Origin of the sequence: Brevibacterium sp. UBA7493 (genome assembly GCF_002479565.1) — a bacterium.
GTDB classification, from domain to species: Bacteria; Actinomycetota; Actinomycetes; order Actinomycetales; family Brevibacteriaceae; genus Brevibacterium; species Brevibacterium luteolum.
This window is the reverse complement of the sequence record NZ_DLOD01000004.1, coordinates 20853-42705: the sequence shown is the minus strand read 5'-3', so window position 1 is coordinate 42705 and position 21853 is coordinate 20853. Positions and strand designations below refer to the sequence as shown.

The 21853-nt window shown below is 68.1% G+C and carries 22 protein-coding genes; 12 read left to right on the top strand and 10 right to left on the bottom strand.

What is annotated here, in order from left to right:
- Positions 1-50 precede the first annotated feature (50 nt).
- Genes B4E96_RS04035 through B4E96_RS04020 form a run of 4 tightly spaced genes read right to left on the bottom strand, consistent with a single transcriptional unit; the run spans position 51 to position 3856 of the window.
- On the bottom strand, positions 51-1079 hold the full coding sequence (locus B4E96_RS04035) for a glycine betaine ABC transporter substrate-binding protein (protein WP_286956480.1): 1029 nt from the start codon (positions 1077-1079) through the stop codon (positions 51-53).
- A complete protein-coding gene (locus B4E96_RS04030) occupies positions 1076-1825 on the bottom strand; it encodes an ABC transporter permease (protein ID WP_286956479.1) in 750 nt (249 codons plus the stop codon). The genes B4E96_RS04035 and B4E96_RS04030 overlap by 4 nt, the downstream gene beginning before the upstream one ends.
- Complete coding sequence (locus tag B4E96_RS04025) at positions 1822-3222, bottom strand: ABC transporter ATP-binding protein (protein ID WP_414632668.1); 1401 nt, start codon at positions 3220-3222, stop codon at positions 1822-1824. The genes B4E96_RS04030 and B4E96_RS04025 overlap by 4 nt, the downstream gene beginning before the upstream one ends.
- Positions 3215-3856: an ABC transporter permease gene (locus B4E96_RS04020; RefSeq protein ID WP_259845994.1), complete on the bottom strand. Its 642-nt coding sequence runs from the start codon at positions 3854-3856 to the stop codon at positions 3215-3217. Before B4E96_RS04020 ends, B4E96_RS04025 begins: the two co-directional genes overlap by 8 nt.
- Positions 3857-4331: 475 nt before the next feature.
- Here B4E96_RS04020 and B4E96_RS04015 point away from each other — a divergent pair, with 475 nt between their 5' ends.
- Positions 4332-6011 (top strand): HNH endonuclease signature motif containing protein, encoded by a 1680-nt coding sequence (locus B4E96_RS04015; protein ID WP_286956477.1) that lies wholly within the window; start codon positions 4332-4334, stop codon positions 6009-6011.
- Between the two features lie 269 nt (positions 6012-6280).
- Here the strand turns inward: B4E96_RS04015 and B4E96_RS04010 are convergent, their stop codons facing one another.
- Positions 6281-6634: a hypothetical protein gene (locus B4E96_RS04010; RefSeq protein ID WP_286956476.1), complete on the bottom strand. Its 354-nt coding sequence runs from the start codon at positions 6632-6634 to the stop codon at positions 6281-6283.
- Positions 6635-6971: 337 nt separating this feature from the next.
- On the opposite strand from B4E96_RS04010, the gene B4E96_RS04005 reads away from it, so the two are divergent.
- Positions 6972-8117: an ATP-binding protein gene (locus tag B4E96_RS04005; RefSeq protein WP_286956475.1), complete on the top strand. Its 1146-nt coding sequence runs from the start codon at positions 6972-6974 to the stop codon at positions 8115-8117.
- Positions 8118-8162: 45 nt separating this feature from the next.
- Here B4E96_RS04005 and B4E96_RS04000 read toward each other — a convergent pair whose 3' ends face one another.
- On the bottom strand, positions 8163-8912 hold the full coding sequence (locus tag B4E96_RS04000; protein WP_286956474.1) for a DsbA family protein: 750 nt from the start codon (positions 8910-8912) through the stop codon (positions 8163-8165).
- A 140-nt stretch (positions 8913-9052) separates the two neighbouring features.
- Between B4E96_RS04000 and B4E96_RS03995 the strand changes: the two genes are divergently transcribed.
- Positions 9053-9748 (top strand): GntR family transcriptional regulator, encoded by a 696-nt coding sequence (locus tag B4E96_RS03995; RefSeq protein ID WP_286956473.1) that lies wholly within the window; start codon positions 9053-9055, stop codon positions 9746-9748.
- Positions 9749-9827: 79 nt separating this feature from the next.
- Here the strand turns inward: B4E96_RS03995 and dps are convergent, their stop codons facing one another.
- Positions 9828-10331 (bottom strand): DNA starvation/stationary phase protection protein Dps, encoded by a 504-nt coding sequence (dps, locus tag B4E96_RS03990; RefSeq protein WP_217006698.1) that lies wholly within the window; start codon positions 10329-10331, stop codon positions 9828-9830.
- 317 nt (positions 10332-10648) lie between these two features.
- Positions 10649-11248, bottom strand: a complete 600-nt coding sequence (locus tag B4E96_RS03985) for a PepSY domain-containing protein (protein ID WP_180964696.1) — start codon at positions 11246-11248, stop codon at positions 10649-10651.
- A 206-nt stretch (positions 11249-11454) separates the two neighbouring features.
- Between B4E96_RS03985 and B4E96_RS03980 the strand changes: the two genes are divergently transcribed.
- From B4E96_RS03980 to B4E96_RS03945, 8 genes are all read left to right on the top strand, one after another.
- The gene (locus tag B4E96_RS03980) at positions 11455-11829 is read left to right on the top strand and encodes a DUF2568 domain-containing protein (RefSeq protein ID WP_102160873.1); all 375 of its coding nucleotides are present in this window, start codon (positions 11455-11457) and stop codon (positions 11827-11829) included.
- A gap of 14 nt (positions 11830-11843) precedes the next feature.
- Complete coding sequence (locus tag B4E96_RS03975) at positions 11844-12749, top strand: phytoene/squalene synthase family protein (protein ID WP_286956472.1); 906 nt, start codon at positions 11844-11846, stop codon at positions 12747-12749.
- Positions 12746-14329 (top strand): phytoene desaturase family protein, encoded by a 1584-nt coding sequence (gene crtI / locus B4E96_RS03970; protein ID WP_286956471.1) that lies wholly within the window; start codon positions 12746-12748, stop codon positions 14327-14329. Before B4E96_RS03975 ends, crtI begins: the two co-directional genes overlap by 4 nt.
- Complete coding sequence (locus tag B4E96_RS03965; protein ID WP_286956470.1) at positions 14326-14709, top strand: lycopene cyclase domain-containing protein; 384 nt, start codon at positions 14326-14328, stop codon at positions 14707-14709. The genes crtI and B4E96_RS03965 overlap by 4 nt, the downstream gene beginning before the upstream one ends.
- On the top strand, positions 14706-15140 hold the full coding sequence (locus tag B4E96_RS03960) for a lycopene cyclase domain-containing protein (RefSeq protein WP_286956469.1): 435 nt from the start codon (positions 14706-14708) through the stop codon (positions 15138-15140). Before B4E96_RS03965 ends, B4E96_RS03960 begins: the two co-directional genes overlap by 4 nt.
- A 5-nt stretch (positions 15141-15145) precedes the next feature.
- Entirely contained in the window at positions 15146-16003 is an 858-nt protein-coding gene (locus B4E96_RS03955) for a prenyltransferase (RefSeq protein WP_414632669.1), read from the top strand.
- Positions 16004-16068: 65 nt separating this feature from the next.
- Positions 16069-16593, top strand: a complete 525-nt coding sequence (locus B4E96_RS03950; protein ID WP_286956466.1) for a DUF4442 domain-containing protein — start codon at positions 16069-16071, stop codon at positions 16591-16593.
- 20 nt (positions 16594-16613) lie between these two features.
- On the top strand, positions 16614-17651 hold the full coding sequence (locus tag B4E96_RS03945) for an asparaginase domain-containing protein (RefSeq protein ID WP_286956465.1): 1038 nt from the start codon (positions 16614-16616) through the stop codon (positions 17649-17651).
- 57 nt (positions 17652-17708) lie between these two features.
- On the opposite strand, the gene B4E96_RS03940 is transcribed toward B4E96_RS03945, so the two are convergent.
- Positions 17709-18725: an NADP-dependent oxidoreductase gene (locus B4E96_RS03940; protein WP_286956463.1), complete on the bottom strand. Its 1017-nt coding sequence runs from the start codon at positions 18723-18725 to the stop codon at positions 17709-17711.
- 137 nt (positions 18726-18862) lie between these two features.
- Here B4E96_RS03940 and B4E96_RS03935 point away from each other — a divergent pair, with 137 nt between their 5' ends.
- Positions 18863-19777, top strand: coding sequence for an amidohydrolase family protein (locus B4E96_RS03935; RefSeq protein WP_286956462.1), 915 nt, complete (start codon positions 18863-18865; stop codon positions 19775-19777).
- Positions 19778-19783: 6 nt separating this feature from the next.
- On the opposite strand, the gene idi is transcribed toward B4E96_RS03935, so the two are convergent.
- Positions 19784-21781, bottom strand: a complete 1998-nt coding sequence (gene idi, locus B4E96_RS03925) for an isopentenyl-diphosphate Delta-isomerase (protein ID WP_414632667.1) — start codon at positions 21779-21781, stop codon at positions 19784-19786.
- Positions 21782-21853 lie beyond the last annotated feature (72 nt).

Genomic DNA, 21853 nt, shown 5'->3' with positions numbered 1-21853 from the left:
CGCTTCTTTCCGTCACGAGCCGGCGACAAGCCTACCGTCTGGCCGCCGAGTCACCGTTCGGTGACGAAGCCTTCGTCGACCATCCAGCGCAGTGCCACGTCGACGGGGTCGTCACCGTCGACGTCGACCTGCCGGTTGAGCTCCTGCATCTGCTCGGTGGTGAGCTTCTCGGCGATCGGCGCGTAGACCTCTTCGAGCTGCGGGTACTCCTCGAGCGTCTGAGTGAAGAACACGGGGGCTGCGTTGTAGGCGGGGAAGAACTGCTTGTCGTCTTCGAGGACGACGAGGCCCATCGCCTTGATCCGGCCGTCGGTGAGGTAGACATTGCCGAAGTTGCACTGCCCGGCCGCCGTTGCGGAGTAGATCGGGCCGGCATCGTAGATGCCGATGTTGTCCTCCGGTGTGCCGTCGGCCTCCCCGCGCGGAATGTCGTAGGCCTCGAGCATCGGGGTGAGCCCATCAGGCCGGGAGTTGAACTCGGCGGCCACGCAGATCGTGCGGTCCTCCGGCTTGAGATCGGCCAGCTGCGACATCTTCGTCACCGCGCCGAGCTCGCCGGGGGCGTCGGGCCGGATCGCCATGCCGTAGGAGTTGTTGAGCTCAGCCGCCGGGCCCCAGGTCAGGCCGTTGTCCAGGTCGGCATCGTGGACGGCTTGCCACTGCTCGTGCGGATCCGGGATGCCCTCCTCCTCATTCAGGTAGGTCAGCCAGGCGGTGCCGGTGTACTCCCAGGACAGGTCGGCCTGCCCGCTCGTCATGAGTTTGCGGGCCGAGACGCTGCCGGGCACGTTCGTGAGGTCCTTCACGCTGAATCCGGCGGCCTCGGCGGCGATGACGGAGATCTTGCCGAGGATGACCGCCTCGGTGAAGTTCTTGCTCGTGACCGTGAAGACCTTTCCGTCGGCGGCACCGGGGATCTCCTCGATCGACCCGGGGTTCACCGGCGGGATGTAGGCGGCCGAGGGCTGCAGACCGCACGCGCCGAGTGCCAGGGTGCTCAGCAGTACGATCCCGGCGCCGAGGCGGCCGAGCCTCGTGCGTGTGCGGCTGACTGGGGTGGTGATCGGGTGGGGTGTCATGCCAGTCCCTTCGGCCGTACAGCCAGTTCGACGACGCGTCCGGTCCAGTCGACGACGAGAGCGAGCAGGGCAACGAGGATGGCACCTGCGATGAGCACCCGGGTGAGGTCGAGCGTCACCCCGGTGGTGATGAGCAGGCCGAGTCCGCCGCCGTTGACGAAGGTCGCCAGAGTGGCGGTGCCGACGAGCAGGACGAGTGCGGTGCGGATACCCGAGAGCATGACGGGCACCGCAAGCGGCAGTTCAACGCGGAAGAGCACGGCGGCAGCGCTCATGCCCATGCCGCGGCCGGCTTCGATGAGCTGCCGGTCGACCTGGGTGAGGCCGACCATGGTGTTGCGCAGCACCGGCAGCAGCGCGTAGACGACGAGTGCTGCGATCGCGGCCTGCAAACCGAAGCCGAGCCAGAACCCGAAGAGCACGATGATGCCGACGGCCGGGGCGGCCTGGCCGATGTTCGCTACGGCCATGACCGGTCCTGCGGCCCGGCGCAGGGCTGGGCGGGTGAGCAGGATGCCGAGCGGGATCGCCACGGCGAGCACGATGACGGCGGATATGACGGTGAGCAGCAGGTGCTCCACGGTCAGCGACCAGACCGCGCCGGGTGCCAGAGTGGAGGATTCGACCTCGGTGAGGTCGGTGGTCAGCAGCCACCAGATGAGCACGCCGAAGGCCGCGACGATGATCCCAGCCTGCACGAGCAGGTCGCGGATGTCTCTGCGCTGTCCGGCAGTCAGGCTGCTCATGGCCTGTCCCTGTCCGCGCGGTGCGCACCGGCCGGTCGATCGCCGTCAACAGCATCGTCACCGGGGTCGGCTGTGTCTGCGGTCGGGTCCTCACGCTTTTTGGCGGCGATCGCCTCGTCGGTGTTGCGGCCGGTGCGCCCGTCGTCTTCGGGGATCTCGAACTCCTCGGGTTCGTTCTCCCCCAGCGGCGCCTCGGCGGCAGTGTCACCGGCGCGGCCGTTGAGCCCGGAGATGACGTCCATGATCGTGTCGACGGTGACGAGCCCGAGCATCTGGCGGCGCCGGCCGACGACGATCGCCGATGACGTCGTCGTCACGAGCATCGAATCGAGTGCGTCGTTGAGCGAGGCGCGGTTGTAGACCACCGGCAGGTCCTCATTCACCTGCGTCGGCATCGTCTCCAAGCGTTCGAGCTGGCTGGCGATGAGCCAGTCGACGGGCCGGTCCTGGTCGTCGACGACGACCACATAGTCATCGCCTGCCGCACGCATCGTCTCCACCGCCTCGGCGGCGGGGGCACCGGCACGCACGCGCACCGGTTCGGTCAGCTCAACGTCATCGAGGCGGGACAGGGACAGCTGCTTGAGCCCGGCGCCTGCGCCCATGAAGTCCTCGACGAAGGAGTTCGCCGGCTGGGCGAGGATCCTCTCAGGTGAGTCGTACTGGGCGAGGATGCCGCCTTCGCGGAAGATCGCGATCCAGTCGCCGAGCTTGACGGCCTCGTCGAAGTCGTGGGTGACGCACACGATCGTCTTCTTCAGCTCCGAGTGGATGGCGATGAGCTCATCCTGCAGCCGCTGGCGGGTGATCGGGTCGACCGCACCGAACGGCTCATCCATGAGCAGCACCGGCGGGTCCGCGGCCAGCGCGCGGGCAACACCGACGCGCTGCTGCTGGCCGCCGGAGAGCTCGCGCGGGAACCGGTCGCGGTAGGCGGCCGGGTCAAGGGAGACGAGTTCGAGCAGCTCGTCGACGCGGGCGCGGATCCGGCTGGCATCCCAGCCGAGCATCTTGGGCACCAGTCCGATGTTCTTGGCCACCGTCATGTGCGGGAACAGCCCGCCTGCCTGGATGACGTAGCCCAGCCGGCGGCGCAGCCTGTCGGCATCGAGATCGGTGACGTCCTCCCCGTCGATGAGCACCCGGCCGGAAGAGGGTTCGATGAGCCGGTTGATCATCTTCAGCGTCGTGGTCTTCCCGCAGCCCGAGGGCCCGCAGAACATCACGATCGACCCGGCCGGGATCTCCATATTCAGCCCGTCGACAGCCGGTGGCTTGGCGGAGTCGTAGCGCTTGGTGATCCCCTCCAGGGTGATCGACACGCCCTGGGTGCTCGAATCGTGCTCGGTGCCGGCCGCCTCGAAAGCGGTAGATGCAGTGCGGTGGTTCTCAGACACGGATACCCCTCGGAATGGTCAGACGGCCGACTGCCACAAGCAGCAGGTCGAGAATGAAGGCGAGGATGATGACGCCGACGACGCCGATGACGACGGATTCGAGCGAGTTCGCCCCGCCGAGGCGGTCGAGGCCGGAGAAGATGAAGGCACCGAGGCCGGGGCCGAGTGAGTAGGCGGCGATCGTCGCGATCCCCATGACCATCTGCCCGGAGACGCGGACGCCCGCGAGGATGACAGGCCAGGCCATCGGCAGTTCGACGGTCAGCAGGGTGCGCAGGCGGCTCATGCCGATTCCGCGGGCGGATTCGACGACGTCGCCGGGGATGCCGGCGAGCCCGACGAGGGCGTTGCGCAGGATCGGGAGGGCGGCGTAGAAGGTCACAACGATGACGGCGGGAATGACGCCGAAGCCGACCGGAGCGATGAGCAGGCCGACGAGTGCGAACGACGGGATCGTCAGGCCGATCGCCGAGACGCTGTTGGCTGCTGCAGTCAGCGCTGAGGAGCGGTACGACAGCACGGCGATGACAACCGCGATGAGGGTGGCGAGCAGGAGGCTCTGGCCCACGAGGCTGAAATGCTGCCAGGAGGCGAAGAGGATCTGGTCAGAGCGCTGCGTGAAGTACTCCCACACGTGCGTGGCTCCCCTCGGCTGCCGTCAGTGGATCGTGCCCTTGGTCCGCGAGTCTACACCTGCCGGTGGATAATCTCAGGCCGCCTTGCCGGTTGCGGGGTCTGCTGGGGTGGCTGCCGCTCCCGAGGGGGGTGCCGTTGCCCCGATGGGGGCCTCCGCTGCCGAGGTGGCGGCTGAGTCGGGGCTGCCGAGGTGGTGGCTGGCTCGGGTCTGCCAGCCCCTTGCTCAGCACCCGTCGAGTGTATATCTGCTGGTGAGCGAGCGATGTCCGTGCCTCGTGCTGTGGTGGAAGCAAGGAAGGAGAGCCCTGAGGGCTCCAGTTGGACAGAGGGGTGACGGGCATGACGCGGACGGCGGTGGCGGGCACGGTCGCTTTTGCGCCCATGGTTCGGCGTTGTCCCTGGTCAGTCTGCGTTGTCCGTGCCTCGTGGTGTGATGGAACCATTGCATCGATAAGCGAAGGGAGGCGACGGCGATGACGGCGACAGTTGAGACTTCCGTGCCGACGCCTGCTGGGGCGTACCGGACCCGGTTCTGCGCCTTCGAGCAGTCCCTCAGCGCGCTCGAGCGGGCACAGTTGCAGGGGTATGAGGAGATGTTCGGCGTCGTGCTCGAACGGGTGCGCGCCGACAGCCGTGACAACATCGACACTCAGGTCGATGCGCTGCACTCCCTCGCCGGTGCTGGCTTCGCCGAGACTGCGGCTGAACCGCAGGCAGCCAAAACTGCGGTTGAACCGCAAGCAGCAGGCGGAGTTTCCGACGCAGCGCGCGCAGAGGCGCTCACCTGGCTGCGCGATCGCATCGGCACACCGACGCTGGCCGCTCTCGCCCACGCCCTCGACGTCACGTCGAACACCGCGTGGTCACGGGTCACTGGAGCCGCCACGGCATTCATCGGACTGCCGAAACTCACCGCACAGGTGCGTGCGGGCAGATTGAGCTTCGATCGCTTCGTCTTCGCCGCCGGGCAGGCAGCATCAGTCGACCCGGCCCTGCTCGGGCAGCTCGATACGCTGCTGGCCACGATCACCGCGACGAAGAAGAGCGTGTACTACTCGGAGGTCAAGGCCGCCATTGCCGCGCTGGTCACGCGCGCCGAGCAGGCACAGCAGATCCGCGATCGCCGGCGGGTCGAAGCGTTTTACGACCAGCACGGTCGCGGCACACTCATCGTGCAGGGCCCGTCCCATGAGATCGCACTGCTGCACGCCCGCCTCGAAGGCATGGCCCGCTGTGTGGTCCGCGGATACACCGCCGGGTTCGACCTGCCGGACAATCACGTCTTCGCCGACGCCCGCTCCTTCGAACAGCTCAAGTACGACTTCCTCATCGGCGCGACGATCGGCGGGGATGTCAACACGCTCGACGTCGCACAGGAGGCGCTGGCCAAGCGGCAGAAATCCTCCGGCCACACGAGTTCACCGCTTGATCTATTGGCGGACGATCTTGCTGACCTGCTCAGCGACACGCCCATTTCATGTCCCGCCAGCGGCCAGTGGCTGGCACGTCAGGCCAAGATCACCATCACCGTGCCAGCCATGGCGCTCACCGAGGGCTCAGCTGCCGATGAACTGCCCGGCTCGGTCGACGGCAGCCCCATCAGCGCCGATGTCGCCCGTCAGCTGGTCGGATCGGGAGGGGACACAATCTACCGTCTGCTCACCGACCCGACCACCGGCGAGATCCTCAACCACGTCGCAACGACGTACACGATCGGTGCGCGCATGCGGCACGCACTCGTGGCGCGCTGGCGATACTGCACCGCCCCCGGCTGCGACCGGCCAGCAACGAAAGCTGAACTCGACCACATCGAACCCTTCAACCATCGGCACCCTGCCCACGGCGGACCGACGACCATGGAGAACCTGCACCCGCTGTGCAAACAGCACCACCAACTCAAAACCCAAGGAGTGTTCAGACTCAGACGCGAACCCCGAACAGGGGTACTGACGTGGACGCTGCCGGGAGGCACAACAGCAAGGACCCATCCACCGGGGTCTGTGCTGCACCGCCGGCATGCCGAACTCATCACCAACACCACGCCAGGTGAAGCCCACTCCCAGCCGGACACGCCAGGCTTACACCCGGACATGCCAGGCTCACACGACAATGTGAACGACGGGCTCTTCTACCCTGAAGAAGCACACCCGTGATAAGAACCTCGCCGCCCCCACACCCGCGGCAGCACCTGCACACCGACACAGCCAGTGTCAGCCATGGTCGCAGCTGCACAGAACAGGGGCTGAGCGACTGTGGTCGGGCAATTGCATAGCGAATAAGGCACCCACCCGGTTTCGCAGGCCGGAACGGCCGGACAGGCCCGTTCGACTGCTCCGGCCTCCCAAACCGGGCACCTTGGGCAGGCGGGACTCTGCCGGCAACCATGTGCCGTGGCGCAAAACGAAACTGCCGGAAGTTAATCTCAGTGCGTCTTGCCGGACGCGGCATCAACCGGTGCATTTTCCGCGCCCGAGGCGGTGGCCGCCTGACCGGCGTTCGACAGCGGACAGCTGCGCTCCTTGCGCACGCGGGCGACGAACGCCCAAGCCAGCAGCGCAATCGACCAGAGCGCGAGGACCGGCTGAACAGGTTCGAAGTACTGCATCGCCCCGGCATAGCCCAGTGCTAGCAGCACGAGCTTATTGCACACCGGGCAGCCAACGGCGAAGAACGTGATGACCGCTCCGGCCGCACCGAGCCGGCCGCCGCGCTCCTCGGAATTTTCACCGGTATCGCGTCGGGCGACGTACGTGGCGGCGACGAGGCCGGCGAGCACGGCATTGGCGATGAGAACCGGCCGAGCCCACCAGGTCGGCGGGACATCGCGGGTGAACAGCGGCGTGTCGATGAGGTCAGTGGGACAGCGACGAGGAGGATGGTGGCAGCAGCGGCGCCGAGAGCGAACAGCCAGCGGCGCGGCTGCCAGTTTGCCAGCTCGGCCAGCATCGACCCTCTCCCTTTCCTGGTGTGTGCCGCGGCTCGGTCCGGGCCGCAGCTGTCGTGTCCGCTGGCGACGATACCGTAAGCTCCATAACCGAACCTGAGTGCATTGCAGCAACAGTTGCACCTACTGTGCCTCAGCGCCGTGGTGTCGTTCCGATCGGAGGGCAGCTGTGACCGTCACCATTCCGCCGCCGAATCCGCGTCGGCACCCCTCGCCGTTCAGCCCGAGTTTCGGGACCACCCCGGCTGCCGTCGTCGGCATCCAGGAGGAGGTCAACCTCTTCGCCCGCGCTCTCGACGGTGCGGTCCGCGGTCGCGCGATGCTCGTGACCGGCCCGCGCGGGGTCGGCAAGACGGTGCTGCTCAACACCTTCGGCGAGGTCGCTGACTCCCGCCAGTGGGTGACAGTGCGAGAACAGGCCTCCCCGGGTGTCGTGCAGCGGCTGACCGAAGCACGACTGCCGCAGCTGCTCGAAGACCTCGATGCCGCCCAGACCTCGACGTCCTCCACTGTCGGGTTCACGCTGCCGGTCATCGGCGGCGGACTGACGGCCCGAACCGATTCGACGAATCCGCTGACCCCGGATCTGCGTCACCGGCTCATGCAGGCCCTCGACATTCTGTCTGCTCACGGCACCGGGCTGCTGCTGACGCTTGATGAGGTGCACCGGACGAATGTCGCTGAGCTACGGGCCATCACCGATGCAGTGGCACATGCAGTGTCCCAGGGAGCACCGCTGGCGTTCGTGGCCGCCGGACTGCCGGCGACGATGAACAAGCTCGTCAACGACGACGTCTCGACGTTCCTGCGCCGGGCCGAACGGATCGCACTGAAGAACTTCACCGCCGACGACACCGCCGTCGCCTTGCGCCACCCGATCGAGAACGCCGGCAAGTCGATCGACGCCGATGCTCTCGAAACCGCAGTCGAGGCTTCAGAGAACTACCCGTATCTGGTGCAGCTCATCGGCGATTTCGCGTGGGAGGCCGCCGCCGAGGCACCGGTCATCACCGCAGAGCATGTCGCCTGGGCGGTCGAGCAGGCCAGACCCGCCCTGTTCCGGCAGATCCACGAACCCACACTGGCAGGCCTGTCGGATCGGGACAAGGACTACATCTTCGCGATGAGTGCTGATGACGAGCCCTCGCTGACCCGTGAGGTCGCCAAACGCCTCGGGGTCAGCATCCAGCATGCCGGGGTGTACCGCAGCCGGCTCATCATCGATGGGGTCATCATGGAGTCCGGCCGTGGGAAGGTCGAGTTCGCGATCCCGTACCTGCGCGACTTCCTGCGGTCCGAGAGCGCTCGCCGCTGAGCTGCAGGAGTTGGGCTGCACGAGTTGGGCTGCAGGAGCCGAGGCTCACGCGCCGGCTTCAGCCAGTTCCTTCTCGATCGTCTCGCGGAACACATCGGCCGGCTGGGCACCGGAGATGACGGAGTCGTTGATCGCAAAGGTCGGCACGCTTGTGACGCCGAGGCGCTGAGCCTCTTCGAAGTCTGATTGCACCTGGGCGTGCAGGTCTTCGCTGTCGAGGTCGGCTTCGAACTTCTCCATGTCCGCAACCCCGGCGGTCTGCGCATGCTCGATGAGCACTTCGCGCGGCAGGTCCGGGTGGCCGCTGTCCGGCGCCTCACCGAACACGGCATGCTGGTATTCCCAGAACAGGCCCTGCTCAGCTGCCGCCCGGGCGGCGACCGCGGCGTCGACGGACTGGTCGCCGAAGACCGGTGCATCGCGCCACTCGACGCGCATCCGGCCGTCCGCAACATACTCATCGACAAGATCGCCGAGCGTGTCGCGGTGGAACTTGCCGCAGAACGGGCAGCGGTAGTCGGCGAATTCGATGAGCACCACCGGTGCTTCGACCTCGCCCATGGCGGTCGGGTCGCCGTCGATGCGGCGGGAGAGGTCGAACTCCTGCTGCTGGGCACCGGCGGCTGCGCCCTGGCTGCCGGACTCGTCCTCTGCCTGCGTGCCGGGGTTCGTACCCAAGCCCGAACCAGCGATGATGCTGATGACGAGGATGATGACGAGCAGGCCGGCCGCGATCGTCCACGGCCAGTTCCGGGCCAGGAATCCCTGGGATCGTGTGGCTCGGGGCCGGTTCATGCGTGCTCTCTCTCCTATGCTGATATCGAGTCGGATGTTTCCGCTGTCCGCCTGCCACCATACGCGGCTCCGGTGAGTGGTAGCCAGAAGAGACGCAGGAACACAGAACAGGCGCGGGAACACTGTGGGAAGGGGACGCAATGGCAGCCAACGCTCCGCGGTGGAAGCAGATCCACGACGACCTGCGCGCCCGCATCGCCGCCGGCGAGTTCCATGCTGGGTTCCCCGGTGAGCTGCAGCTCTCCGCCGAATACGAGGTCTCCCGCGGCACCATGCGTCAGGCGCTGCGGCCTCTGCGCGAAAGCGGTGTGCTCACAGCCAACCGCGGCAAGCGCCCCCACCTGCTCACCACCAGCCCGTCTGCCTACGGGGCGATCTACTCGCTGTTCGAGGTCATCTCCCGCTCCGGTCTCGAACCGCTTTCGGACATCCTCGCCCAGGAGATCATCACCGATGCGCAGGCCGCTGACCGGCTCGCCCTGCCAGCGGATGCGCGGCTGTTCCATCTGGCGCGCATCCGCCGGGCCGGTGACACGCCGGTGGCTGTCGACCATGTGTGGCTGCCGGCGGCCCTCGGGGAGCCGCTCATGAGCGCCGATTTCACCCGCGAGGCGGTCTACCATGTGCTCGCCGAGACCGCGAACGTGCGCATCGACGGCGGTTTCGAGGATGTCTCCGCTGTGCTCGCCGGGCCCGATGAGGCCCATCTGCTCGGATGCGCGACCGGTGAGGCGCTGCTGCGCTTCGAACGCCTCGGCACCTCCGGCGGGCAGCCGGTCGAGTTCCGCACCGGGGTGCTGCTCGGCACCGAGCTGAGCATCACCCACCGGTTCTGAACCGGTTCTCCAGCCTCTGCGAATGACTGCGGGCCCCGCTTCTGCAAGAAGCAGGGCCCGCGACAGGTTCAGCAGCCGGTCACTGGTCGATCTTGCCGCTGCCGTCTTCGAGGTGGGCGCGCAGGAACCACTGGAACTGCTCGAGCTCGAAGGACTGCCCGGTGAGCATGTCCTCGGTGACCGGGTCGATCTCGCCGGTCTCCTCGATGCCGTCGCGGTGGGACTTCACAACACCCTCGTAGACGCGGTTGAGGGCCTTGATGTGCTCGATCGTGCCGGCACGGTCGACGTCGTAGTCCTCCCACGGACGCTGGTAGGTCAGGCGGCCGGGCACACCGACCGGGCTGCCGCCGAGTGCGGCGATCCGCTCGGCGATGTCATCGGCGAATCCGCGCACGGTCTCGACCTGCGGGTCGAGCATCTCGTGGACGCCGATGAAGTTGGGGCCGACCACATTCCAGTGGGCGTGCTTGAGGGTCAGGTGCAGGTCGTTCATCGAGTTGAGCCGGTCCTGCAGGATCTCGCAGACCTTCTTGGCATCTTCGTTCGTCAGTCCGGGAACGGTGTACGGGCGCTTCGTCACTGCTTTACCTCCACGATCGAGAACATTCGCTAACCATGGGAACAACATCCTCCCACTTGCGATTATTCCCCACCCCGCAGACTGCGATTATCCCCCACCCCGCAGACAGGGCACTGCCATGGCCGGCAGGTCCCGCCGCGCATGCGACCCGCCACCGGCGCCGAGGCGGGGCCCCGGGCAACGGGGAACGACCGCCTCGGGCGCGGGAGATCGGCATGCTGGCGCGGCGTACGGAGCATGTGCGGCAACGATTCCATGACAGCGGCCCGGCAGGCCTCGGACAGCTCCTTCGTCGCCGGAGCGGTGGGCTTTGCCTCTCAGTCGTCGGAGCGGTGGGCCTTGCCGGATTCGGCGTCGACGACGACCTCGAAGGTCTCGCCGTCCTGCTCAGGTGAGACGTCGATCGTGTAGGCGGCGGTGCCGTCGCTGCCAGCGTCAAGGCGGATCTTCGTCAACCGGCCCGGCAGCACATCGAGAGCCGAGGACTTCGCCTCATCAAGGCCGACGTAGTCATCGAGGGAGAGCACCTCGCCCTTGCCCTCGTGCTTCTCCTTATCAGTGGAGATGACGTCCCCGGTCTTGGCGTCGTAGGCGGCGGTGTACGTCTGCTCATCGGAGGCCATCTCGATGTCGTAGCGGATCTCCCCGCCCTCGGCGAGTGCGATCTGGATCGCCCGGAAGTCCCCGTCGAAGTCCTCCTGCGCCTTCTTCTGCGCGTCCTCCCAGCTCAGCGCCGGCTTGAAGTTCGCCAGGTCGTCCTCCTCACCGGAGTTCGGCGGGCCCTCGGTGCCGCGCGGGTCAGCCGGGGTCTGTGTGGCGGGGCCCTGCTTGGGCTCGGAGTCGTTCTGCGAGCAGCCGGAGAGCGCCAGCGCGGCAGCGCATAGAGCTGCCGTCGCGGTCAGGGTCCGACGGGTCATGAAGCGTCCTTTCGGGTTGCCGGTCAGACGGGCACGCCGTTCAGTCTACTCACGGCCGCGATCCGGGCTACTGAGGACCGCGATCCCGGCACTGAGCTTCCACCCAGCTCTGTCCTGCGCAAACGCGGCCCGCCTGCCGAGCCGCCGATGCCCGAGGCGGTATCGTGGAACCACACGCCCCGCCCTGCCGAGAGAGGAACCCAGCGATGTCGACACTGGTGAAGATCGCCGAGGCGACGCTGTTCTTCCTCGAGACGTTGGCCTGGCTGGCAATCGCCTACGTCGCCTTCATGCTCGTCGGCGGCGGCGCGCTCGCCTGGCTGGCCGGCATCGGCGCGCTCGTTCTCGTCATCATCGTCTGGGCGCTGTTCGCCTCCCCGAAGGGCTTCTTCGCCTCCCGCACCTCGGTCATCGCCGTGCGTGCGATCGTCTACCTCGCCGCCGTCGTCGGGCTCATCATCGTCGGCCCGGCCTGGGTCGGCATCGTGCTCGGCGTCCTGCTGCTCGCCTGCGAGGGCCTGCTCATCTGGCAGAACAAGCACGAGGCGCTCGCCGCCACCCGCCGGACCGGTCGGCACTGAGGGGTGGTGCGCTGATGTTCCGCAGAATACGGCCGGCCGCTGCCAAAGCGCAGCTCCCACCTGCACCGGTGGAGTACACCCGCACCTGCCGGGCTGCCGCCGCCGAGGTGCTGGCCCGGTATTCGACATCGTTCTCCCTGGCCGTGCGCACCCTGCCGCGGGTCGTACGCATCCACATCACCGCGATCTACGCGATGGCCCGGGTCGCCGACGAGATCGTCGATGGCAGCATGCACCGGCTGCCGGCCGCCCAGCGCTCGGCCGAACTCGACGCCTTCGAACACCGCATCGCTACTGCGGTGGCGACCGGCGCCTCGGCCGACATCATCGCCCACGCCTACGCCGCGACCGCCCGCGAGGTCGGCATCGGGCCGGCCGAATGGGAGCCGTTCTTCGCCTCGATGCGCGCCGACATCTCCCCAGCTGTCCACACCGAGGAGTCGATCGCTGACTACATCCGCGGCTCCGCGGAGGTCATCGGGCTCATGTGCCTCAAGGCCTTCTTCCTCGGTGCCGTGCCCGAGGCCGATCACGAGCGCCTGCGACGCGGAGCGATGGCGCTCGGGGCAGGCTTCCAGAAGGTCAACTTCCTGCGTGACCTCGCCGAGGACACTGCCCTGGGCCGCAGCTACCTGCCCGGCATCAGCACCGACGGACTCACAGATGCCGACCGGGACCGGATCGTCACCGACATCGACGCCGATCTCGCCGCAGCCGACGAAGTCATCGAGCTGCTGCCGGCCCGTGTGCGCCCGGCCGTGCGGATCGCCCACGCCCTGTTCGCCGAACTCAACCGGACGCTGGCCACCACGCCTGCCGTGCAGATCCGCACGCAGCGGATGCGGGTGAGCAACCCGCGCAAGCTCGCCATCACCGCCTGTGCGCTGCGCCGCCCATCGACCGGCGGTGAGAGCCGGTGACGCGCACCATCGTCATCGGCGGCGGCATCGCCGGCCTCGCCGCCGCCGCGCTGCTCGCACAGGGGGGCCATGCGGTCACGCTGCTGGAGAAGAACGCGACCCTCGGCGGACGCGCCGGCATCCATCGGGAGGCCGGGTTCACCTTTGACACTGGCCCGAGCTGGTATCTCATGCCCGAGGTGTTCGACCACCTCTTCGACCTCACCGGCGCCCCGAACCCGCTCGAGCTCATCGACCTCGATCCTGCCTACCGGATCTTCCCCGAACCAGTTGGCGAGTCAGCATCCACTCGGCTTGACGTGCCGGCCGGACGTGAAAAGGTCCTCGACCTCTTCGAGCGCTTAGAGCCCGGCAGCCGGGATCGGGTCGACGCCTATCTCGACTCCGCCTCCCGGACCTACCGGCTGGCACTCGGCCACTTCCTCTACACCACCTTCTCCACCCCGGCCGGGTTCGCCCACCCGGAGGTGCTCACCGGGCTCGGCGAGCTGACCGAACTGCTGAGCACCTCGATGCAGGAGAAGATCGACCGCACCGTCAACGATCCCGTCGCCCGGCAGATCCTCGGCTATCCGGCCGTGTTCCTCGGCACCCGCCCGGAGACCGCCCCGGCGATGTACCACCTCATGAGCCACCTCGACCTCGTCGACGGGGTCCGCTATCCGGCCGGCGGCATGCACACGCTCATCACCGCGATCGCCGAACGCGCCCGCGACCTCGGGGTCGACATCCGCACCGAAGCCGAGGTCGTCTCACTGACCCACCACGAGCCCGTCCGGTGGCGGGGTCGTCTCGGCCTGCCGGGAAGGCGAGCGCAGCTGAGCGAGGTGCTCGCCCGCACCCGGGACGGGCTCGAAGCCTTCGATGCCGATGCCGTCGTCGCCGCCTGCGACCTCCACCACTTGGAGACCCGGCTGCTGCCCCGCAGACTCCAGACCCGCCCGGCAGCCAGCTGGAAGCGTGCCGACCCGGGGATGGGCGCGCTCGTCCTGCTGCTCGGCGTCGAGGGCCGGCTCGACAGGCTGGCGCATCACAATCTGCTCTTCACCTCTGACTGGGGCAAGAACTTCGACGCGATCTACCGCGACCGGCAGATCCCCGATCCGGCCTCGATCTACGTCTGCGCACCCTCGCGCACCGATCCCACGGTCGCACCGGACGGCTGTGAGAACCTCTTCGTCCTCGTCCCCTGGCCGGCCGACGCTTCCCTCCGCGCAGACGATCCCAACGTGCAGGCGTGCGCCGAGGCGACCATCCACCAGATCGCCCGCTGGACCGGCCACCCGGACCTGGCCGAGCGGCTGCAGGTGCGCCGCGTCATCGCCCCAGCTGACTACACTCGTGACTTCCACGCCTGGTCCGGCACCGCTTTGGGGCCTGCGAACACGCTCATGCAGTCGATCTTCCTGCGCGGCCGGGTGCGCTCTGCCAAGGTCGCCAATCTCTTCTATGCAGGAGCCTTCACCGCACCCGGCGTCGGTCTGCCGATGTGCGTCATCAGTGCCGAGAACGTCCTCAAGGCCTTCCGCGGCGACCGCACCTCCGGTCCCCTGCCCGTTCCCGAGGCGGTGGACAGGTGAGCTTCGCCTACCTCGGCTGCCTGCTGTTCTCGATCGCCGGGATGGCGCTGCTCGACTGGCGCCACCGGCTGTTCTGGTTCGCCGACTGGAAGCGTGCTGCGATCGTCCACGGTGCGGGGCTGGCGGTGTTCCTCCTCTGGGATGCCGCCGGGATCGTCTTCGGGGTGTTCTACCGCGGTGACAGCCCGTACATGACCGGCCTCGAGCTCGCCCCGGAGCTGCCGGTCGAAGAGGTCTTCTTCCTCTTCTTCCTGTGCTGGGTCACGATGGTCGTCTTCACCGGTTCGATGCGCATCCTCACCCACCTGCGCAGCACCGATGAGCCCGGCCCCGAGCCGACGGGAACAGGCACACCAGGAACAGGCGGTGGCCGGCCGTGACCTATACGCTCATCAACCTCGTCTTCCTCATCCCCGCGCTCGGGCTGCTGTTCGCCGCCCTGCTGCGGCTGCGCAGCTCCGATCCCTCCTCAGCCCGGCTCGGCAGCCCGACCGATCCGGCCCACCGGCCCGCCACCTCGGCGCCGGCCGACGACTCGATGACCGCCTCCCGGTCCCGCATCCACCAGCGGGCCCTGGCCATCACCGCAGCGCTGCTCATCGGGCTGACGATGATCTTCGACAACCTCATGATCGCCGCCGGCCTATTCACCTACGACAACCATCTGGGCATCAGCATCGGCCTCATGCCGATCGAAGATCTCGCCTACACGATCGTCGCCGTCGCAGCGCTGCCGAGCCTGTGGCTGCTGCTCGGCAACCGCCGGAAACCACGCCGGCCCGAGGATGCCGACGGGCGGGCCGGGTCGTGAGCACACTGGGACTCCTGACCCGCACCTCGCGCCCGGTCTCCTGGGTCAACACCTCCTTCCCATTCGGGGCGGCCTATCTGCTCACCGGCGGCGGCGTCGACGCAGCGTTCGTGCTCGGCTGCCTGTTCTTCCTCATCCCGTACAACCTGGCGATGTACGGCATCAACGACGTCTTCGACTACGAATCCGACATCCGCAATCCGCGCAAGGGCGGCATCGAAGGCCACGTCACCGCCCCCAAGCACCACCGCACGATCCTCGTCAGTGCGGCCGTGTCCTGCCTGCCGTTCCTCGCAGCACTCGTGGTCCTCGGCGACTGGCGGGCGAATGTCGTGCTGGCGATCAGCATGTTCGCCGTGGCCGCCTACAGCGTGCGCGGGCTGCGGTTCAAGGAGATCCCGTTCCTCGACGCGGTGACCTCCTCAACCCACTTCTCCTCCCCGGCCTGGTACGGCCTGGCGCTCACCGGGGCGCCGCTCGACCGCAATGTGGCCGTCATCTTCGCGGCGTTCTTCATCTGGGGTGTGGCCAGCCAGGCCTTCGGTGCTGTGCAGGACATCGGGCCCGACCGAGCCGGCGGGCTCGCCTCGATCGCCACCGTCATCGGGGCCCGGTCGACCGTGTGGCTGGCGACCGCGGCCTACATTGTCGCAGGCGTGCTGCTGCTCTACGCCGACTCGTTCCTTGTGCGCATCGCGGCGGTGCTCGCGCTGCCGTATGCGATCAACACCGGCCGGTTCGCTGGGCTGACCGACGAGAGCGCCGAGCGTGCCCGCGCCGGCTGGCGGGTGTTCCTGTGGCTGAACTACGTCGTCGGCTTCTGCGTCACGATGCTCATGATCGCCTCCGTCATGGGGTTCTGAGCCGGAGATCGGGCGTTCGCTGAGACGGCTGAAACGCCTGGCCAGACGTCCGTATACTGAAGCCCATGGTTCTTGTGCATCGCGCCCAGCAGGCGTTCCTGACAGCCCGTGCCCGCACCAAGCGCGTCGTCACCGACGTCAAGAACAATCCCGCCGCCCTCAAGGCGGCGATGAACGCCTGGCCGGTGTTCCTCGCCTCCGGTGTGCGGGTCCGCCACATCGCCCCCGACTGGACGTCCGCCCACATCGAGCTCAAGCAGGGCCGGATGAACATGAACTACGTCGGCACCCACTTCGGCGGCACGCTGTTCTCCATGAGCGACCCGTTCTGGATGATCCTCATGATGCACCGCCTCGGCAAGGACTACATCGTGTGGGATAAGGCCGGCGAGATCGACTTCAAGCGCCCCGGCCGCGGCACCGTCACCACCGAGATCCGCCTCGACGACGCCGCCGTCGAGGCGATGCGCGCCGAAGCCGACGCCGAGGGCAAGTCGCTCATGTGGTTCGAAAACGACATCGTCGACGCCTCCGGCGCCGTCGTTGCCACGGTCCGCAAGCAGCTCTACGCCCGCCCGAAGAACCGCTGACCCCCTCCCCCAGGAGCTCCATGTCCCGCCTGCACGTCATCGCCCTCGGCGGCACCATCGCCGCCACGAACTCCGGCACCGATTCCGCTTCAGGCGTCACCCCCTCGGTGAGCGCCAGTGAGATCGCCGCAGCCGCTGGCCTCGACACGCTGCCCGGCGGGGCCCCGGAGGTGACCTTCGACCAGGTCGCGCAGGTCGGCTCGGGCAGCATCACCCTCGGCATGCTCGACGCGGTCGTCGCCTCCGCCCGCCAGGCGCGCACTGACGGTGCCCGCGGTGTGGTCCTCACCCAGGGCACCGACACGCTGGCCGATTCCGCGTTCGTCCTCGCCCTCATCAACGACTCCGGCCTGCCGATCATCGCCACCGGCGCGATGCGCAACCCAACCCTGCCCGGTGCTGACGGCCCCGCCAACGTCCGCGCGGCAGCCCTGACCGCCCTCGACCCGCGCCTGGCCGGCCTGCCGAGCCTGCTCGTCTTCGCCGACGAGGTCCACAGCCCGCTGACCGTCACGAAGGCGCACACCACCTCGGTCGCGGCCTTCGCCTCACCGGCGGCCGGGCCGCTGGGCTGGGTGAGCGAGGACCGCGTCATCCTCCAGCACATGCCCGCCACCCTGCCCGGCACCCTCACCGTGCCCGAGGCGGGCGGCACCGAGTCTGTCGAGGAGACTTCCGAACCGATCCCACCGCGGGTCGCGCTCGTGAGCGTCGGCTTCGACGACGACCTCGCCTACCTCGCAGGCCTACCCGCGGCAGGATATGCTGGCGCGGTCATCGTCGGCGTCGGCGGCGGGCATGTCTCGACCCGGGCGATCGACGCTGTTGCAGCACTCGCTGAGAAGGTGCCGGTGGTGCTCGCCAGCCGCACCGGAGCCGGGGCGGTCCTCGAGCGCACCTACGGCTATCCGGGGGCGGAGATTGACCTGCTCTCCCGCGGCCTCATCCCCGCCGGGATGCTGGACGCCGACCGGGCTCGACTGCTGCTCATCCTCGCGCTGCGCGCCGGTGTGCCGGCAGAGAAACTGCCCGAGGTCTTCGCCGCATTCCGCGGCTGACCCCGGGCAGTCCCGTGAAGCTCAGTCAGCTGAGCTGGTTCCGTCAGCTGTGATGACTCAGTCGGCGACCTTGATGATGGTCTTGCCGAAGTTCTTGCCGTTGAGCATCCCGATGAAGGTCTCCGGGGCGTTCTCCAGACCCTCGGTGACGTCTTCGCGGTAGCTGATCCTGCCTTCAGAGACCCACTGACCCATCTCTTCCAGGAAGTCGCGGTACATGTCACGCTCGAACTCCATCTGGATGAAGCCGCGCAGCGTCAGGCTCTTGGTGAGCACATTGGCCATGAGCGCTGCCGAGCGATCCGGCCCCTCGGGGGCTTCGGTGCGGTTGTAGTTGGCGACGAGGCCGCACACCGGCACACGGGCGTAGGTGTTCAGTCGCGGCAGCACGGCATCCCACACATGCCCGCCGACGTTTTCGAAGTACACGTCGATGCCCTCGGGGACTGCTTCCTTCAGCCGGCCGCGCAGATCCGGCTCCTTGTGATCGAGTGCCACGTCGAAGCCGAGCTCCTTGAGGTATTCGACCTTCTGCGGCCCGCCGGCGATGCCGACGGTGCGGCAGCCCTTGATCTTGGCGATCTGCCCGACCGCCGAGCCGACCGGTCCAGTAGCTGCGGCCACGGCGACGGTCTCGCCCTCCTGGGGCTTGCCGATGGCCAGCAGGCCGGAGTATGCGGTGAAGCCGGTCATGCCGAGGATGCCGAGGTAAGCACTGGCCGGGGCGACGGACTCGTCGATGGCGAAGGCCTCCTTGCCGGTTGTGAGGCTGTACTCCTGCCAGCCGCCGTAGTTCTGCACGAGGTCGCCGACCTTGAGTTTCGGGTCATTAGATTCGACGACCTCGCCGACGGTGCCGCCGATGATGACGTCGCCGATTTCCAGCGGGGCAGCGTAGGACTTGGCATCGGACATCCGCCCGCGCATGTACGGGTCGAGTGAGAGGTAGCGGGTGCGCACGAGCGCCTGCCCCTCACCGGGGGTCGGGACTTCGCCCTCGTCGAACTGGAAGTCGTCTGCGACGGGCTCGCCGTGCGGACGGCGGGCTAGGCGGATGCTGCGATTGACGGTCATGGGTTCTCCTTTGCTGCGCTCGGCTGTCCTGCATTCGCAGAAATTTAGCGATCGAACGTCTGTTCAAGACTCTAACGGTCGTTGCGGCCGGCGTCGAGAGGCAAGGATGTGACTTCCGACCTGCTAGCGTCGAGATCATGACGAGTGCCCCCGCCCCGCGCGCTGATGCCGAGATCCCAGCCTTCATCGCCGGCCTCGGCCTGCCCGGTCTGGCTGACATCCACATCCACTTCCTGCCCGAGCGGATGCTTGAGAAAGTGTGGGCGGTCTTCGACAACGCCGGTGAGGTCTACGGCCAGGACTGGCCGATCACCTACCGCTTCGACACCGCCACCCGGCTCTCGATCGCGCGCAGCTTCGGGATCCCGGCGATCCCGGCCTTGACCTACCCGCATAAGCCGGGCATGGCCGTCTGGCTCAATGGCTGGAACACGGACTTCGCTGCGGCTCATGACGATGTCATCCACTGCGGCACCCTCTATCCGGAGCCCGGTGTCGGCGACTACGTCCAGGCCGCCCTCGATGCTGGGGCCAGGCTGTTCAAGATGCATGTGCAGGTCGGCGACTACGCCCCGGACTCCGCACTGCTGGACCCAGCCTGGGAGGCACTGGCCGCAGCCAGGGTGCCGGTCGTCATCCATGTGGGCTCCGGTCCGCGGCCGGGCACCTATACGGGACCGGAGCATATGCGGCAGGTGCTGCGGAACTTCCCGCAGCTCACGGCGGTCATCGCGCATATGGGAATGCCGGAGTATCACGAGTTCGCCGACCTGGCAGAGGAGTTCGACAACGTCCACCTCGACACAACGATGTTCGCCACCGACTTCATCAACCAGCTCGCCCCCTTCGACGACCGCTACGTCGACCGGCTGGCGGAGCTGCGTGAGCGGGTTGTGCTCGGCTCGGACTTCCCGAACATCCCGTACCCGTATGCCCATCAGCTCGAGGCTCTCGTGCGGCTGGGCCTGGGGGACGAGTGGCTGCGCGCGGTGCTGTGGGACAACGGTGCCCGCCTGCTCGGCCTGCCGGCCCGCCCACAGCCTCGCCAGTGAGTGCGCTCATGCCTGCTGCGCGCCGGTGGCGGCACGCAGCAGCTGCCACTCCTCCTGCATCCACGGGCTGAACATGAACGGCATCCCGGCCACAGCAGCGTCGAGGTGCTCGGGTTCGACCCAATCGTGTTCGGCGACTTCGTCAGCAGCAGGGTCGAGGTCGCCGGTGAGCACAGCGGTGAAGACCGGGCAGATCTCGTTCTCCACCACGCCCGAGGCGTCGGTCGCGCGATAGCGGTAGGCCGGCAGCACCGTGGTGAGGTCGCGCAGCCGGCAGCCGAGCTCCTCGGCGGCACGCCGGTGCACGGCAGCGGCGAGCGGTTCGCCAGGTCCGGGGTGTCCGCAGAGGGCGTTGGTCCACACTCCCGGCCAGGTCTTCTTGCTCAGGGCGCGGCGGGTGAGCAGCACCCGGCCGGCGGTGTCGAAGACGAAGCAGGAGAACGCCTGGTGAAGCGGCGTTTCGGCGGTGTGCACCGTGGCTTTGTCTGCGGTGCCGAGCGCGGCACCGTCATCAGAGACGAGCACCACCTGCTCGACCGGGTTCTGCCCGGTTCCCGCATCCGCAGCGCCTTGCCCGCCGTCCAATCCACCCCCGCTCGCTCCATCGCCCCGCGCCTCATCTGCGCCGGCGGTGATGATCTGGGCGACGATGTCGACGAGCGCGCTGTCCTGCCATGGGGATGCGGCGATCTGCACACTGGCAGGGAACTGCGCCGTCACCTGCCCGTCAGCACCGGGCAGCAGCCGCGGCAGCGCGTCGATGGGCATGCTCACCGCCGGCCAGCCGAGCACGTTGAACAGCTGCGAATAGGCCCGGAACGCCCAGCGCACCCCCTGGTCGGCAGCCTCCCACGGCACTGGCTGGCAGCCCATCGTCGGGGTGAGGATGACATCGACCCGGGCGAACACCTCGGCTGCGGCGGCACGCAGCTCCGCGCAGCCGGCCACCGCGCGCTCATAGTCAGCAGCGCTGACCGTCTGATCGTGTTCGATGTTCGCCCGCACCTGCGGCTGATAGTCGCGGTGGCCGGCCTCCCATGCCGGGCGGTGGATGAGCCAGCTCTCCCGGGCGCGCATGGTCGAGTAGCTCTGGGCGGTCGCCGGGAGGTCGAAGGCGCCGGTGAGGTCGACGATCTCGATCTGCCACCCCGTGGCGGCTGCGGCCGCGCAGCGCTGCTGAAGCCACGGCCGCACGCGGGCCTCGAACCACGCGCGATCATGGGCGAGGCCGCCGCCGGGGTGCGCCCCGGCACCCAGGTCGTCGGCGGCGAAGACGCCGATCCGCAGCACGCGGCGCCCCTCACCGGAGGCGAGGTCCGCCAGCCGCTGGTCCCCCACCTCGGGGGCGGGCACCGTGGCCTGTCCGGGAACCGGGCCGGGGCAGGCTGCGGCGAACCGGGGCCACAGGGCGGCAAGCTCAGCTGGGGTGCGGGTGAAGAGGCCGACGGTGTCGAAGCTGTCTGACAGCGGGGCGACACCTGCGGTCGGGAGCCGGCCGAGCGTCGGCTTGAAGCCGACGATCCCCGCACACGCGGCCGGCACGCGCACGGATCCGGCTGTGTCCGTGCCGAGGGCGGCGGGCACGATGCCGGCGGCGACGGCGAGCGCGGAGCCGTAGCTGGAGCCCCCGGTGGTATAGCCGGGCCAGATCGGGTTGACGCCGCGGCCGTGCGTGCTCTCCTCGCCCATGATGCCGTAGGAGTGCTCCTGGCAAGTCGTCTTGGCCACCGGCACCATGCCGAGGCGCTCGCACAGTTCGATGACCGCCGCCGAGGCGGTGGCCGGCTCTTCAGGTCTGACGTAGGAGCCCATCGTGGTGAGGGAGCCGGCGATGTCGATGACGTCCTTGACCGCGATCGGCATGCCGGCAGCGCGCGGGTCGACCGGGAGGGTCTCGACGATGGCGTTGAGGTCGCGGCCGATCGTCTCACACGCCGCCAGCGCCTGGGCGACGGTGAGGGCGCGGATGGGCTGGCCGGCGGTGGTGCCACGGGGATTGTCCATAGTCCATTCGTACAGCATCTGCGGCCTGAGTGGGCGCTCATCCGATGGGGAGTATACCCGTTGTGCAGAAGT